The sequence below is a fragment of the Brevibacillus sp. DP1.3A genome (assembly GCF_013284245.2).
GTDB lineage: Bacteria > Bacillota > Bacilli > Brevibacillales > Brevibacillaceae > Brevibacillus.
In genome coordinates this window covers 5,330,245-5,345,543 of sequence record NZ_CP085876.1, presented here as the reverse complement: position 1 = coordinate 5,345,543, position 15,299 = coordinate 5,330,245, and the positions used below count along the sequence as shown (strand labels likewise).

12 protein-coding genes and 1 other annotated feature are annotated in these 15,299 nt (G+C 47.2%); of the genes, 10 read left to right on the top strand and 2 right to left on the bottom strand.

From position 1 onward, the window contains the following. Nucleotides 1-58 precede the first annotated feature (58 nt). Complete coding sequence (locus HP399_RS24440; protein WP_173620060.1) at nt 59-1,129, bottom strand: hypothetical protein; 1,071 nt, start codon at nt 1,127-1,129, stop codon at nt 59-61. Nucleotides 1,130-1,434: 305 nt separating this feature from the next. Between HP399_RS24440 and HP399_RS24435 the strand changes: the two genes are divergently transcribed. The 8 genes from HP399_RS24435 to HP399_RS24400 all read left to right on the top strand — a co-directional run bounded on the left by HP399_RS24435 (nt 1,435) and on the right by HP399_RS24400 (nt 12,627). After that, the gene (locus tag HP399_RS24435; protein WP_106839119.1) at nt 1,435-1,848 is read left to right on the top strand and encodes a nuclear transport factor 2 family protein; all 414 of its coding nucleotides are present in this window, start codon (nt 1,435-1,437) and stop codon (nt 1,846-1,848) included. A 37-nt stretch (nt 1,849-1,885) separates the two neighbouring features. Beyond that, nucleotides 1,886-2,299, top strand: a complete 414-nt coding sequence (locus HP399_RS24430) for a nuclear transport factor 2 family protein (RefSeq protein ID WP_017247339.1) — start codon at nt 1,886-1,888, stop codon at nt 2,297-2,299. A 51-nt stretch (nt 2,300-2,350) separates the two neighbouring features. Further along, on the top strand, nt 2,351-3,235 hold the full coding sequence (locus HP399_RS24425; RefSeq protein WP_173620059.1) for an alpha/beta fold hydrolase: 885 nt from the start codon (nt 2,351-2,353) through the stop codon (nt 3,233-3,235). Between the two features lie 184 nt (nt 3,236-3,419). Further along, nucleotides 3,420-5,012, top strand: coding sequence for an acetolactate synthase large subunit (locus tag HP399_RS24420; RefSeq protein ID WP_173620058.1), 1,593 nt, complete (start codon nt 3,420-3,422; stop codon nt 5,010-5,012). An 89-nt stretch (nt 5,013-5,101) separates the two neighbouring features. After that, entirely contained in the window at nt 5,102-5,482 is a 381-nt protein-coding gene (locus HP399_RS24415) for a DinB family protein (protein WP_228088338.1), read from the top strand. Between the two features lie 16 nt (nt 5,483-5,498). Then, the gene (locus HP399_RS24410; RefSeq protein WP_173620057.1) at nt 5,499-6,059 is read left to right on the top strand and encodes a TetR/AcrR family transcriptional regulator; all 561 of its coding nucleotides are present in this window, start codon (nt 5,499-5,501) and stop codon (nt 6,057-6,059) included. Between the two features lie 232 nt (nt 6,060-6,291). Then, nucleotides 6,292-6,972 (top strand): queuosine precursor transporter, encoded by a 681-nt coding sequence (locus HP399_RS24405; protein ID WP_173620056.1) that lies wholly within the window; start codon nt 6,292-6,294, stop codon nt 6,970-6,972. Nucleotides 6,973-7,143: 171 nt separating this feature from the next. Beyond that, nucleotides 7,144-12,627: a chitobiase/beta-hexosaminidase C-terminal domain-containing protein gene (locus HP399_RS24400; RefSeq protein WP_173620055.1), complete on the top strand. Its 5,484-nt coding sequence runs from the start codon at nt 7,144-7,146 to the stop codon at nt 12,625-12,627. Between the two features lie 58 nt (nt 12,628-12,685). Here HP399_RS24400 and trpS read toward each other — a convergent pair whose 3' ends face one another. Continuing rightward, nucleotides 12,686-13,672 (bottom strand): tryptophan--tRNA ligase, encoded by a 987-nt coding sequence (trpS, locus tag HP399_RS24395; protein ID WP_017247332.1) that lies wholly within the window; start codon nt 13,670-13,672, stop codon nt 12,686-12,688. Between the two features lie 70 nt (nt 13,673-13,742). After that, nucleotides 13,743-14,020 (bottom strand) — a binding site (T-box leader). Between the two features lie 131 nt (nt 14,021-14,151). Between trpS and HP399_RS24390 the strand changes: the two genes are divergently transcribed. Together HP399_RS24390 and HP399_RS24385 are read left to right on the top strand one after the other, a co-directional pair. Further along, nucleotides 14,152-14,742 carry a TetR/AcrR family transcriptional regulator gene (locus HP399_RS24390; protein ID WP_228088337.1) on the top strand — a complete coding sequence of 197 codons (591 nt, stop codon included), beginning with the start codon at nt 14,152-14,154 and terminating at the stop codon, nt 14,740-14,742. 15 nt (nt 14,743-14,757) lie between these two features. After that, nucleotides 14,758-15,165, top strand: a complete 408-nt coding sequence (locus HP399_RS24385) for an HXXEE domain-containing protein (RefSeq protein WP_228088336.1) — start codon at nt 14,758-14,760, stop codon at nt 15,163-15,165. Nucleotides 15,166-15,299: the final 134 nt, after the last annotated feature.

Here is a 15,299-nt window from a genome sequence, read left to right as displayed (position 1 = left end):
ACAATCCCTTTGCCAATGAGAGTGGCAAAGGGATTGTTCGTGGAGAGATGCGTATGAATTATCGTTTTACCAGCGTAAACGCTTGTTTTACTTGGTCCAGAGACATCATCAGAGGGATGAATTTCTTCCCTTCTTTGCTTGCTGGATCAAATACCGTATCTTGTGGCAAGCTTGCTACATAAACCGTGTTGGTTGCTTGGTTACGTGCAATTTCGGTGCCGACTGGCGGCTCGTCCGGGTTGTTCAGTTTTTTCCAGTCATTCAGGTCAAACGCGGTGATAACCACAACAGGTGTACGATCTTCCGCTTTGTCAGCATTGAAGATGAAGCGGGTTACACTCTTTGCTTCTGGCAAGTATTCGTCTGCATTTGGGCCAGTTTTTTCCTCAACAAGGATGTTGCCGTTCCAAGATTTTGGACCTTTAAAAGCAAAGGCAGAGTCTTGGCTTTTGAAAGTATCATGATAGACTTCGAGTGGTTTTACAGCTGGTTCGAAGTTGGCACTCATCAATTCCCATTTGGTTTGGTTCCACTTCCATTTGGATTTGAGGTAGCCGCGAACATCTGCATTGTAATCACCAGTCAGACGCTCTGTGCCTTCCAGTACATAGAGACCATTTTTGTTTAGATCGATTGGTTTCAGTTCTACGAAGTCCGCTCCGACTACACCCGCTTTGTTTTTATCCAGACCTGGCAGGCTGAGCTCTTTCGCTTTTCCATCTTTAATGTTGTAGATGTGATTGGTTGTGTAGCCACCGCTTCCGCCAGTGCTTGCAGTAACCATGATCTCGCCTTTTTTATCGTAAGTGAAATCTTGAACGGAGAGCTTCGGCTCGTAGCCGTTGTCCTTCACGTCGATGTTAAAAGATTGCTTCGTTTTGCCATCTGTTACTTTGATAGTGAGGTCCTTAACGTATGGGCTGTTTTTCTCTTTATTCCCGTACAGAACGACTGTGTCTGCGGTCTTGTCACCCGTTACGTCTGCTGTTTTTTTCGTAATCTCTTGCAAGCCTTTTGTTGTAGCAGTTGTGTTGCTTGCATCTGCTGTAATTGCATACCCTCCAGTGAAAAGTACGGAAGTAAGTACAGTTCCTGTTACGAGTTTGTTCAAGTGTTTCATGTGTTTCATGTGATGAATCTCCTCCCCAGTCTTGCTGACTGATCATGATGTAATGTGTAGTGTGCTGTATCTTGTGCTTGTCCTTGCTACACGTTCATTATGTACGATAGTGTGGATGCATTGGTTACAGACTATCGACATAAATCCTACAAATCAGTAACAGGTAAATGCTAGGGTGCGAGGAGGTTGCTCGCTTCTCGGATTAATGGACGAGAAAATATTATTTGATTTTAGACAGACCTGTCTGTATACTAAAATTCAAGGAGAGCGGATGCGCCTCCACCAACATTCAACAAACGAAGGGGAGATCTACCATGAGCAAGGACATTCGACCACCGTTTACAAAGGAGTCTGCATTGGCAAAAGTGCAGTTTGCTGAGGATGCTTGGAATTCTCGCAATCCGGAGCGGGTATCTTTGGGATACTCCGTTGATTCCAATTGGCATAATCGCACAGAATTCTTTACCGGCCGAGAGGCTATCAAGACGTTTTTGACAAATAAGTGGGCTAGAGAGCTGGACTACAAACTTAAGAAGGAACTTTGGTGCTACACGGACAATCGGATTGCAGTGCGTTTTGAGTACGAATATCGTGATGCAAATACAGGTCAGTGGATGCGATGCCATGGAAATGAATACTGGGAGTTTGCCGAGGATGGTCTCATGAAGAGACGGGATATGACGGGGAATGATTTTCCTATCAAAGAGGCGGATCGTAAATTCAAATAATGGTTTGAACTATAAAAAATAAAAAGGATGATAAAAAATGAGTAAAGACATTCGACCACCGTTCACACTTGAATCCGCGTTGGCAAAAGTAAAATTTGCCGAAGATGCTTGGAACTCTCGCGATCCGGAACGCGTGTCACTAGGGTATACCGTTGACTCCAACTGGCGCAACCGCACAGAGTTTTTTACAGGTCGCGAGAATATTAAAGCTTTTTTGACGAAGAAATGGGCAAGGGAGCAGGACTATAAACTCATGAAAGAGCTTTGGTGCTACACGGACAACCGGATTGCGGTTCGTTTTGAGTATGAGTACCGTGATGCAGAAACTGGTCAATGGATGAGATGCCATGGGAATGAGCTTTGGGAATATGATGAAGACGGTCTTATGAGAAGACGGGATATGAGTGGAAACGATTATCCGATTAACGAAAATGATCGGCGTTACAAATAACCATCGGGAAATAGCAGCGTGTTCCAAAACCACGGAAATGAGGTGAAAACGATGACAGTATATTACAAAACAGAATGTGTGGACGGTCTCGCCATTTTTTATCGGGAGGCTGGGAATCAAGAGAACCCGACCATTTTGTTGCTCCATGGGTTTCCATCTTCTTCTCACATGTACCGCAACTTAATTGCCGAGCTCTCTGATGAATACCATATCATTGCACCTGACTATCCTGGTTTCGGTAACAGTGATCAGCCTTCTACGGCCGAATTTGCCTATACCTTCGACAATTTGGCCGATGTTATGGATGCATTTGTCGAGCAGCTCCAATTGAAGAAATACAGCATTTATGTCCACGATTATGGGGCGCCAGTCGGATTCAGATTGGCTGTCAAACATCCAGAACGAGTCCAAGCCATTATCTCTCAAAACGGAAATGCATACGAAGAAGGCTTGCTATCTTCGTGGGCTCCCGTACGGACGTATTGGGAAAATCCGGCTGATGATGCCTCTATCAACAATGTTTTAGGTCTGCTGAAACCAGAGTTCACAAAACATCAGTATGTAAACGGGACACGCAACCCGGAAAAAATCAGCCCAGACAGTTGGAATTTGGACCAATATGTGCTGGAGCGACCTGGGAATAGCGAGATCCAGCTTGCCCTGCTCTATGATTATCAAAACAATTTGAAACAATATCCGAGTTGGCATGAGTATTTCCGGACCTACCAGCCTCCGACATTGGTTGCTTGGGGAAAAAATGATATGTTCTTTGGTCCGGATGGGGCGTTGGCTTACCAAAAGGACTTAAAAGATGTTGAGGTTCATCTGCTCAATACGGGTCATTTTCCTTTGGAAGAAGATTTGGAAATCAGCGTAGCGTTAATTAAGCGATTTTTAGGTGAGCGAATAAAGGAATTGGAAAGCGGCGTGCAATAACAGCTGAACGGTGACCCGTGGGATGGCCCCTTTGAAAAACTGGCTCTCTTGCGGGTCTGTTCAAAGATTTTTACAGATCATGAATGACACGTATACTCCAGTTGGATCAACAAATGAATAAAATTGAACTTTGCATACGAAAAATAGATGTAATCCACCAAAAGACTAATAATGGAGGAGCCATATGAAAGCGAGCGACCTTGTGGTGCAATGTCTGGAGGCTGAGGGAGTTGAGTACATTTTCGGCATCCCGGGTGAAGAGACTATTGATCTTATCGACTCCTTATCTCGGTCATCGATTCAATTTGTAGTTACGCGGCACGAACAAGGGGCAGCCTTTATGGCAGATGTGTATGGTCGACTCACGGGAAAACCCGGCGTGTGTCTCGCTACGTTGGGGCCTGGCGCGACGAATCTGATTACAGGTGTGGCTAATGCTCACTTGGACCGCTCGCCATTGATTGCCATTACCGGTCAGACAGATCGTAGCCAGCTGCACAAAGAATCACATCAAAATATAGATACGATACAATTATACAAAGGAATTACAAAATACAATCAGCAGATTGCATCCGCGCACACAATTCCAGAGATCATCCGTAAGGCGTTTGCTCTGGCAACAACCGACAGTTTTGGCGCTGTGCATCTGCAGCTGCCTGTAGATGTTGCTCGGGATACGGTAGTCGGCTCACCACTTCCCATTGGAAGAAAAGCAAAAGTTTGTCCCGACAAGTCATCGCTGCACACAGCCGCACAATTAATCATGGAGGCAAAGAGACCAATCATCCTTGTAGGCAACGGTGCGGTTCGTAGTCGAGCTTGGAAAGAAATTCGACAATTAGTAGAGAAAGCGAATTTGCCATTGGTCAATACTTTTATGGCCAAAGGTTTTCTGCCTTTCGATCACCCGCTGAATCTGTTCACAGTCGGCGGTAGTTTCGATCCTGATGGTTTGCTTCCTCTGCATGAAGCAGATTTGGTCATCGCTATTGGATTTGATTTTGTTGAATTTGATTCGAAATTCTGGAACGAGGATAAATCGCGTAAAGTACTGAGTATTCATACCACCTACGCTGAAACTGATGCTCATTTTCCCGTTGAATTGGACCTTGTGGGTGATTTGCGAGAAACGATTAAGGCATTATCAAACCTGTTAAATCGGAGACCCGAACCTGTAGACTATGAGAAGATTCGTGTACGTAGAATGAAGAAGTTGCGGGCCATCCCATCAGAACAGGATCTGCCTCACAAGGTGATGTGGACCTTAAGCAAAAAGCTACCGAAGGAAAGCATCGTGATTTCTGATGTCGGCTTGCATAAGATCTGGGTATCATTCTGGTACCAGCCAAAACTTCCAGGGCAAACGATTATTTTCAACGGTCTTGCATCAATGGGAGCATCGCTGCCTGGCGCTTTGGCAAGCTGCTTGGTCAAGCCAAACTGTCCTGTTGTTATCATAACGGGAGACGGTGGCTTTCTCATGAATGCTCAGGAGCTCGAGACCGCAAAGCGCTTGGGTCTGAGCTTTACTATCATCATCTTTAATGACCAGCGGTATAGCTTAATAGAGAAGCACCAATGCAATGCCAATATAGCGGTTACACAGATTTCTTTTACCAATCCGGATTTTAACCTTTTTGCCCAAAGCTTTGGAGTTGCATACAGGCGTGTTACAAATACAGAGGAGTTTCCTCAAGCTCTTACAGAGGCAGTAGATAGTGGAGAACTGAATTTAATGGAGATCGTTATAAGGAACCCAATTATCGAGATAAAATAACGTTATTCGCAGAAAAAAAGCCGAAAAATTAAATTTGAAATTATATATACTTGTCTGTATAGTAATGGCGTGGAGACAGAAGGATTGGGTTGAAAAATAGCATAAAATGGAATTTGGGACACATATATGTCGTTCAAGAAAAATTCGCTTTTCAACTTTCTGGAAAAGAAGTTCAAATGCCCTCAAATTTCAAGACTTTATTTGATCCAGGAACTCAGCCTTCTAACTGGGATCTAAAACCTCCAGCATTGTTAGCGTTGATTGAACTATTGACGGCGCAAATGCTAAGGATCGAATCGACACTTTCGAACAATTTGAAAGAAGCGGTAGAGCCTTCCTATAAATCATCTACTGGACTTTCTTTCACAACAGTTGAGCAATTACTTGGCTTTTCCCTATACCATGAGGCAATGCACTTTGCAACGATCAAAAATATTGGGAAATTAATCGCCAACCTTCGTGCTCATTAATAGAGGAGGAGAAGGCATGAGACAAAGAAAAAAAGAGCAAATACTGGATGTTGCCTCATCCTTGTTTTATAAACAAGGAATTACTGCTACGGGGGTCGATCAAGTTGTAGCAGAATCCGGAGTAGCCAAAATGACGCTGTATAATAACTTTCCTACTAAAGAGCATTTGGTGATAGCTTATCTTGAGACAAGAGACTCCCTTTGGAGAAACTGGTTCGAAACTACAGTTTATAAGAAGGAAGTTACCCCGTCGGAGCGTTTGGTTGCTCTATTTGATACATTAGAAGAGTGGTTCTTGCAATCTGACTTTCGTGGGTGTTCCTTCATAAATACGGCTGCAGAATTTAATGAACCTACTCATTCGTTTCATCAAGTATCTTTAAGGCATAAATCACTATTAAAAAATTTTATCAAAAAACTTGTTCAAGAAGCTGGAGTACGGGAGGAAGAAGAACTAACCAATGCGTTGTATCTTTTGATAGAAGGCAGCATTGTTACTGCAATGATCGAGGGAAATCACGAAACAGTTCATCATGCGCGTAGAACGGCTCAGAAGCTCGTAAGTATCTTTCTATAAGAAGCTTCAAGTATGCATTGTGATACTGGTCTCTACTATTACCCATTGATAAGACCATCGCCCTTAGTGATGGCTTTTTTGCTTGCGCCTTGTCTTTACGTGCCGTTGACGAACCGTGATTCTCTGGCTTTTCATTGTTGATAAAATAAGAGAATGCAAGTAAAATGATTGAATGCTCAAAACGGGCCGCGGTTCGTAAACTCCCGCGTTATCAAAACTAGGAGGAAATCATATGTTTAATTTTTGGATCGGAGTGCTTTTTGCTCTGGTGAACTTCGGGCTGTTCCTGCTCTGCTACCGATTGTTCGGCAGAATGGGACTGTACGCGTGGATCGGGATGGCAACCGTGTTAGCCAACATTCAGGTGGTCAAAACAATCGAGATGTTCGGTCTGGTCATGACGCTCGGCAATACGATTTATGCTTCTATTTATTTGGTAAGCGATCTATTGAACGAGAAGTATGGGGAAAGAGAAGCGAAAAAAGCTGTATGGTTTGGCTTCTTTACCTTAATTGCGGCAACGATCATCATGCAGCTCGTGCTGGTGTTTGAACCACAGGAAACAGATATTGCCCAAGGTTCCTTAGAGACGATTTTTGGCTTAATGCCAAGAGTGGCATTGGGGAGCTTGTGTGCGTATTTTGTCAGTCAATTTGTCGACGTGAAAATCTATTCGTGGTTGAAGAAAAAATGTCCAGGCCGAAATCAGCTCTGGATTCGCAATAATGGAAGCACGCTCTTCAGTCAGTTGCTTGACTCCGTTACCTTTTGTACGATTGCCTTTTTGGGTGAATTCCCGATGGACGTATGGTGGCAAATCCTGTTGACTACCTACCTGATCAAGTTCGTCGTATCGGCAGCTTCGACGCCGGTTCTATATATCGCACGCAATATGAAAGTAGACGAAAGCTAATTGACAAAAACAAAGAAAAACCGCCAAGGACGATGGAGCTTGGCGGTTTTTGTTTTTACAAGTTTAGAAGGATTATACAAACTTTACATCAAATTTACATAAGGTTCAGGTTATACGTTTACCATCTTATAGTAGTTACTTCGGAATGATGTGAGGAGGAATGATGCAAGAATGTTGAAAAAAAGAGGAATTGCCTCCCGGTGGTCGAAGCTGGCGCTAATAGCCGCGGTCATGGTGGGAACTGTTTTACCGACCGGGTGGATGCCACAGGCAAAGGCCGCGCGCGCTGATCATGTGGTGATCAGTGAGGTGTATGGGGGTGGGGGGAACTCAGGTGCCCTGTACAAGAATGACTTCATTGAGCTGTATAACCCGACAGACACGGCTGTTTCGGTTGGAGGCTGGTCTGTGCAGTATGCTTCTGCTACGGGAGGGACTTGGCAGAAGACAGATTTGGCTGGAAGCATAGCTCCGTATGGCTTCTTTTTGGTCCAGCAAGCAGCGGAAGCAGGTGGGACGGCCGAACTCCCTACGCCAGATGGCGTCGGGTCGATTCGGATGTCTGGGACTCAAGGAAAAGTTGCCTTGGTTAACCATAATACGCTTTTAGTTGGGACGGATGTCTCCTCCCAATTAGGTGTTGTTGATATGGTCGGAATTGGTGCGGCAACTACATACGAAGGCAGTTCACCTGCACCAGCAACTTCAAACTCGACCAGCGCCCAACGCATTAGCGACGCCAGCGGCATTGTGCCGAACGGAGGAAATGGCTGGGATACCAATAACAATGGCAACGATTTTATCACAGGGGCACCTACCCCCAAAAACACGCAAAGCCCAGTAGAACCGCCGCTACCAACAGACGTGACCGAAAAACTGAATGCCACAGAACTTATTTTTGATCATACTGATCCTATCCAAGCAACAATTCGCGGCTATGTCGGTCAAGGACGGACTATTAAGGTTTATGCGAGTCAGCCTACAGGAACAGGTAGCGACACGCCTTTGGCACAGCAAGATTCGGATGCTTCCGGACTAATCGAGCTGACTTTTACTAATCCCGATCCAAATTTGCTGGGAGTCTATCTCACAGCAACGGAAGGGAGTAAGAAAGAAAGCACGAGTATTGAGCTGAGGCCAGCGGTAGCCAGTACAGCTTTGATCCAGGAAAAAGTCAGCCTGCAAGCATTGAACGGTGTGGGCGAGCTGCGAGGAGAAGTAGGTGCGGCAGCAGGGAATGCGATACTGCGGGCATACGATCCGCAAAAACAACCGCTGATGCTTAGTAATAAAGAAACAGGAACAGCACAGGCAAACGGGTCATTTTCTTTTACGATTCCAAACATCGATCAGCTGGATCATATTCTCGTAACGCAGCAAACAGCTGGGGAATATGGCAAGTCGTTTGAGAGTCCGGAAGTTAGTGTTACCAAGTCAGCCGTAGGTTCGACTACGATTGCTGAAGCAAGAAGCACCCCGGTAGGAACGAACGTGATTGTCGTCGGAACGGTGACGGCGATGTTTGAAGCGGGCGGACAAAACAACGTGTATTTCCAGGATGAGACGGCAGGACTCGTACTTCGTGCGCCAGGACTGACTGGCAAAATTGAGGTAGGAGACAAGATTCGCGCTACCGGAAAAATGAGTGACTACCGTGGACTGGCTCAACTCGAAGCACTCACCAGTAACGTGGAAATCGTACAAAAACAAGCGGGTGTGCCTAGTCCGCAAATCGTGACATCCACTGATTTTGCCGCCGCAACAGGAGAGGCATTGGAAGGCAAGCTGGTGACTGTAAAACTGGTGACTGTCCAATCAGTATCGAGTGGCAATTACACGCTGGAGGATCAGTACGGCAGGTTTGTATCTCGTCCTGCTGCCACGCTTCCGCTCCCCGTGAACAAAAGCTACGCTGCAATTACTGGCGTTGTGAACTATGACAACAATGCATACAAATTGGTTCCACGGACAGTAGCAGATCTCGTAGAAGATGAAAGTAAAGTCCCTATGGTCACAGCGAGCCCAGCAGGCCCTATGGTGGCAAAAGGAACAAAAGTCACGTTCTCAACGACAATGGCTGACGCCACGATCTTCTATACGATAGATGGTTCAACGCCGAGCAGAGGAAGCATCAAGTATACAGGACCGATCCAGATTGACGCGGATACGACCCTTTCAGCTATAGCTGTCAAGGATGGTTACACAGACAGCAATGTAGCGACCTTCCGTTACATGATTCAAAAAGAAAACGTTCGGATTCATGATATCCAAGGAACGTCGCACCGATCAGCGATGGCCGATGGAACAGTGAACAATGTTCCGGGGATCGTGACGGCTGTTGTCCGAAGCGGCAGCAATGTACAAGGCTTTTATATGCAAGACCCGCAACCGGATTCAGATCCATTTACCTCAGAAGGTATATACGTTTACGACAAAGCAGCGGTCACCCCGGGCGATGAAGTAACCGTTAGCGGAACCGTCAAGGAATACGTGCCATCGAACAGGGCGGGTACAGACCTCACCCAGACGCAAATTGATGCGTCCAACGTTGTTATCGGCGCTAGAAAGGCACTCCCAGACCCACTCAGTCTGGGCAAAGACAACTACGAATATCCGGAAGGGATCATCGACAACGATAGCCTCGGCAAATTCGATCCGGATCAAGACGGCATCGATTTCTGGGAAAGTCTCGAAGGCATGCTGGTGCAGATCGACAATCCAATCGTCGTTGGCGAAACCAAGACGTTTACCAATCCACGTGCAACGGAATTTGTCGTTATTGATGATCAAGCCCATCCGAGTCAGCCGCGTACACCAGCTGGCGGAGTGGTGCTAGAGGCCAATGATTTTCACCCTGAGCGCATCACGGTATCGGACAAACTCGAATCGATTACCGGTGAAGTAAAAGTCGGCGACAAATTTGACGGACCACTGGTAGGCATCATTGACTACGGCTTTGCGAATTACAAGCTGTTCCATACAAGACCATTTACGGTACAGGCAAGTCATTATGTGCCGCCAGTAACGAGTATTTCCCCAAAAGACGATAAGCTGACAATCGCTACGTACAACATCGAGAATTTCTCGGCAAAAACCGATTCTGCCAAAATCAATCGCATCGCCGAGACGATCGTGGACAACATGAAGGGGCCGGATATTATTGGTGTGGTGGAAATGCAGGACGACAATGGGCCGACTGACAATGGGCAAACAGATGCTACGCAGTCTGCGGACGCATTGATCAAAGCAATTGAAAACAAAAACGGCCCGACTTACCGATACACCGATATCGCACCAGAGAACAATCAGGATGGTGGACAGCCAGGAGGAAACATTCGCGTCGGGTTCTTCTACAACCCTGAACGGGTACAGCTGGCAGCAGGAACGCCAGGAGGCGCGACTGATACGGTGCAGATAGAGACACGAGATGGTGTAGCGCATTTGTCACACAATCCAGGACGGGTCGATCCGACAAACGCGGCGTTTGCTTCGAGCCGTAAGCCGTTGGCAGCGGAGTTCATTTTCCAAGGCGAGCCTGTCATTGTCATTGCCAACCATTTCAACTCCAAGGGTGGGGATCAAGCGCTGTTTGGAAAAGATCAGCCGCCACAGCTGGTGAGTGAAGTACAGCGAATGAAAATTGCCCGTGTGTTAAATAACTTTGTAAAAGAAATCCATGCGGCGGAAGCGAAAGCAAATGTTGTGGTGCTTGGCGATCTTAACGATTTCCCGTTTTCGAATCCGGTGCAGGAATTGGCAGATGGCGTTTTGACCAATATGGTGGAGAAACTGCCGAAGGGTGAGCAGTATACGTACGTGTACCAAGGGAACTCTCAAGTCTTGGATCAAATTTTGGTCAGCAACCATTTGGAGGACGACACAAAGGTTGATATCGTTCACATCAACGCTGGCTTGACTGAGAACGAAGGACGTGTGAGTGATCATAATCCTGTCCTTGTACAACTGGACTTGAAGGATCGCGGCACGCCGGAAAAAACAGCACAAGAAGTGGCAGAAAGCATCACGCAGCTTACTCAGCCAGCAGCGGGTGAGACGCGCTTGAAGCTGCCAGAAGTACCTACAGGCTTTACTATCGCAATCAAGTCTTCTAGTGATCCAGCAGTGATTGCGCTGGACGGCAAAATTACGCCGCCATATCGCCAGACGAATGTAGACCTGGTTTTTGAGGTCACAAGAGCATCCGATCAATCGACAGCAGAAACTAAAGTATTGACCGTGCAGGTTCCAGCCAAGCCGGACTCACCACCGCCAGTTACACCGCCGGACAGAACACCGACACCGGACTCGCAGCGAGAGTTGAACAAGCAAGCAGCTCAAGTCATCTCTGCAAGTAGCGAGGAGAAAGCCATTTTAGGACAGGTGGATCAAGTACTTAGCCATCTGGAAAAACTTCTGGATGCAGAGCAATGGACGCCGACTGAGAAATGGGAGACAGTCACCGATACGATCACGACTGTACTCGAGGCAGTGGCCGAGCAGGCTGAGCGAGAAACCATTAGTGAAGAGACACTCCAAGATGTGACGAAGAGCTTTTTGGACAAAGCATTTGACCCGCTCACAGAAGATGGCATCAAGGATGAAGAGATTGCCCGCCTGGCACTTGCCTCCTTGACGAGTTTGGCGAAAACAGCGCTGGAGCCGCTCGATGAAAAGGAAATTTCCAAAGAGGTAGCCAAGCATGTCCGTACACTGGCAGAAGAGCTTTTGAAAAAGCTTGGCACTGTCGTCATTGAAGATGGGGATGAGATCAAGGCAGATGACGAACAAGTAGATGAACTTCTAGACGTACTCGGAGAATTCATGAAAGCAATCGAGTCAGTGAAAGACAAGATTGGCTTTGCTCCGGTGCTGTTCATTCAAGTGGAAGAAAGCGATGAGGATGCGAGCGACACGCGTTCTCACAAAGGAGAATCAGCTGATCGGACAGTGACCCTGGAACAGAAGCTGGTTGAGCAATTGAAGGAAAAAGAGGTAGGCATTCGCGTAACCTTGGACAGCGAAGCATGGGTAGAGGTGCCTAGCGCATACTTTTCCGCTCAGCGTGCAAGAGAGTTTGCCCTCTCTTTGACGGAAGCAAATGGGGACGGGTGGAAAGGTGTGCCTAACCCTGGCGAAGCCTATCAATTGCAAGTGTGGAGCAACGGCAAGAAAGTGACAAATCTCGGCAAGACAGGCTTTACACTTGGTCTGCCAGTCGCCGATGACGCAAGCGAAAAGCTCCAGGCGTATTCGTACCGGAGCAATATGTGGAGAGCAGCTATTGGACTCAAGGGAAAAGCGATCCAGGTGACGAAAGAAGACGATCTGGGGAGCTTTACAGTAGCGACGGCGGCCACTTATGTCGTCGGTGAGAGTGCCCTGAAAAGAATCGAGATCGATCCGAAATCTCTCAAGCTAGCCCAGGGCGAGGAAGCACAGCTCAAGGTGATGGCGATTCTCGGTAATGATGCGGAAGAAGACGTTACTGAAGCGGAGGGAATCGAGTTCACATCAAGCAAGCCCGAACAGGTAGAGGTTGATGAGACGGGGCGTATTCTTGTCTTGGATGATGCCAAACCAAGAACAAGAGTGACCATCACGATCAGCTACGCTGGCAAGACAGCGAAGGTAACTGTCACGGTTAAGAGCAATTGACGAAAAGAAAACGGGTTGGGAGATAGCTTCCCAGCCCGTTTTTTGTTGTGGAAATGGATTAGATACGTGCCATCCCCATCACTTTTTCAACTTTGTACAGCATCTCGTTCGCGACCTTATTCGCTTTGTCTGCCCCGGCAGTCAGGATATCATCCAGCTCAGAGGAGTGGAACAGCTGCTCGAAGCGTTCTTGAATCGGACGAAGTGTTTCTACGACAACTTCAGCCAGCTCGGTTTTGAATGCGCCGTAGCCCTTGCCCTCGTACATCGCTTCGATCTCATCCAGTGTTTTTCCGGAGCAGAGAGAGTAGATGGTCATGAGGTTAGAGACAGCAGGCTTTTCAGCTTTGTCATAACGCACAACGCTGTCGGAATCCGTTTGCGCGCGCTTGATTTTTTTCGTGATGGTGTCCGCATCATCCAGCATGGAGATGAAGGCGCCTTGGTTTGGATCGGATTTGCTCATTTTCTTGGTGCCTTCAGCAAGGGACATGATGCGTGCACCAGTCTCAGGCAGGCGAACCTCTGGAATGGTGAAAATGTCGCCATAGCGGTTGTTAAAACGAGCGGCTAAATCACGAGTCAGCTCCAGATGCTGCTTCTGGTCTTCGCCCACAGGGACGAAATCAGTGCCGTACAGCAAAATATCAGCAGCCATCAATGGAGGATAAGCCAGCAGACCGCCTGGAATGGATTCGCCGCGTCCATCGGATTTGTCCTTGAATTGGGTCATGCGCTCCAATTCACCCAAGTAAGAGGTGCACAGCATGATCCAGCCGAGCTTGGCATGGGCCGGTACTTCCGATTGGACGAACAGTGTCATTTTGTTCGGATCGAGGCCAACGGACAAATAGAGAGCTGCGAGACGACGGATGTTTTCGCGCAGGACAGCAGGCTCTTGTGGAACGGTGATCGCATGCTGGTCTACGATGCAGTAAAAGCAGTTGAACTGATCTTGAAGCGGAACGAAGTGCTTCATTGCGCCCAAGTAGTTGCCGAGTGTCATAATGCCGCTCGGTTGAATGCCGGAAAAGATGGTTTTCATGGGAAAGCTGCTCCTTTCAATCGTGAAATATGAATGTCCGAATTACATACAAAAAGGTCCATCCGCCCTGGACAGGGACGAATGAACCGTGGTGCCACCCTTGTTATTTCACGCAAGGAATCATCCATACGCAAAATCTCTTTGATCCGTACCGTTTCTGTGTAAAACAGCTTGATACGGTGTCCATTGTAACGTACGGACGTAACGCCAAAGCCTACTGCCGCTATGAGAGCGGGTTCGGTTTGGAGCTCGGAAGCCCATTCATCATTTCCTTAACACTGATTCGCACCAACCATCAGCTCTCTGAAGTCTCGAAAAATGACTACTCTTCTTCCTCATTGCCATCAAAAGATACCCTTTGAGCAAACATTTTACATAGAGTGGAATCAAAAAGCAAGTGGGTCTTGACAAGAAAATCCAAAAGTTGTAAAAATAACTCAATAGTTATATAACTGATGAGTTACTTTCGGGGTGGGAAAATGACCAATGACAAATTGTCGAAAGGGGAGTTGAGTCGCAATCGGTTGCTTGCGGCGGCAGCTTCTGAGTTCGCAGCAAAAGGCTTTCATCGTACACGGGTGAGTGACATCGTGAAAACAGCAGGCTTGACACAGGCGTCGTTTTACCAGTATTTCGACAGCAAGGAAGGCTTGTATCAGCAGTTGACGGACACATTCGTCACCAAGCTATGGGAATTGGCGGATAGCGGTCAAAAGGTAACGGCTTTGACGAAGGAAGATGTTTTCCATCAGGTACGAGAGAATCTGCTCGCTTTGTTCCGCTTTTTTCAGGAGCAGCCTGATTTGACTCGGATCGTGCTGTATCAGGCAGAAGAGGGCGAAGCGCTGCATCGTAAGCTGGCTTCGATTGTTGCTGTCAACTTGCGACAAAATCAGACTGCTGGGCACGTCCGTGTTGAGTTGTCTGTGGAGGTGGCGGCAGAGGCAATGATCGCAGTCGTAGACCGCATGACGACGCGGTATTTGCTGACGGGTGAGAAAACAGCGGAGCAGCTTGCGGACGACGCGGTATCTTTTTTGGCATATGGAATTTTGCAGGCAAACGAATAGAAAGAGGGTGCTTGTATGCTGGAGCTGTCCCATCTGATTTGGCTGTTTTTGGTCGTTTTCATGTTTCATGATTTCGAGGAGATCGTGATGGTAGAAGGCTGGGTGCGAGCAAAAAAAGACATCATTAGACAGACTGTGCCAGAACGGCTTATGAAGATAATAGAGCCTTCACTTTCGATGAACACGGCGCAATTTGCGGTCGCAGTCTCTTGTGTTTTCGCGGTTTTATCGGCAGCGGTCATCCTGACTGTCACGACACTTTCGGCTGGAACGTACCTCCCGTTTTTTCTGGTTTGTTTGCACGTGATGTTTCTCCATGTGTTCATGCATGTTGGTCATACCGTTGTCCTTCGCACGTACACACCTGGTGTGGTGACGGCTGTGGCATTGGTTTTACCGTATAGTTTGTACACGTATGATTGATTGCTTGAGGCTGGGCTTGTGACGTGGCCGTTGCTATGGAGCACGTTGCCGTACAGCTTGTTGATCATACCTGTTTTGTACGTGGCACACCAGATTGGGGAGGCAGCAGGTAAAGTGATCCCCCGATGAGAAAA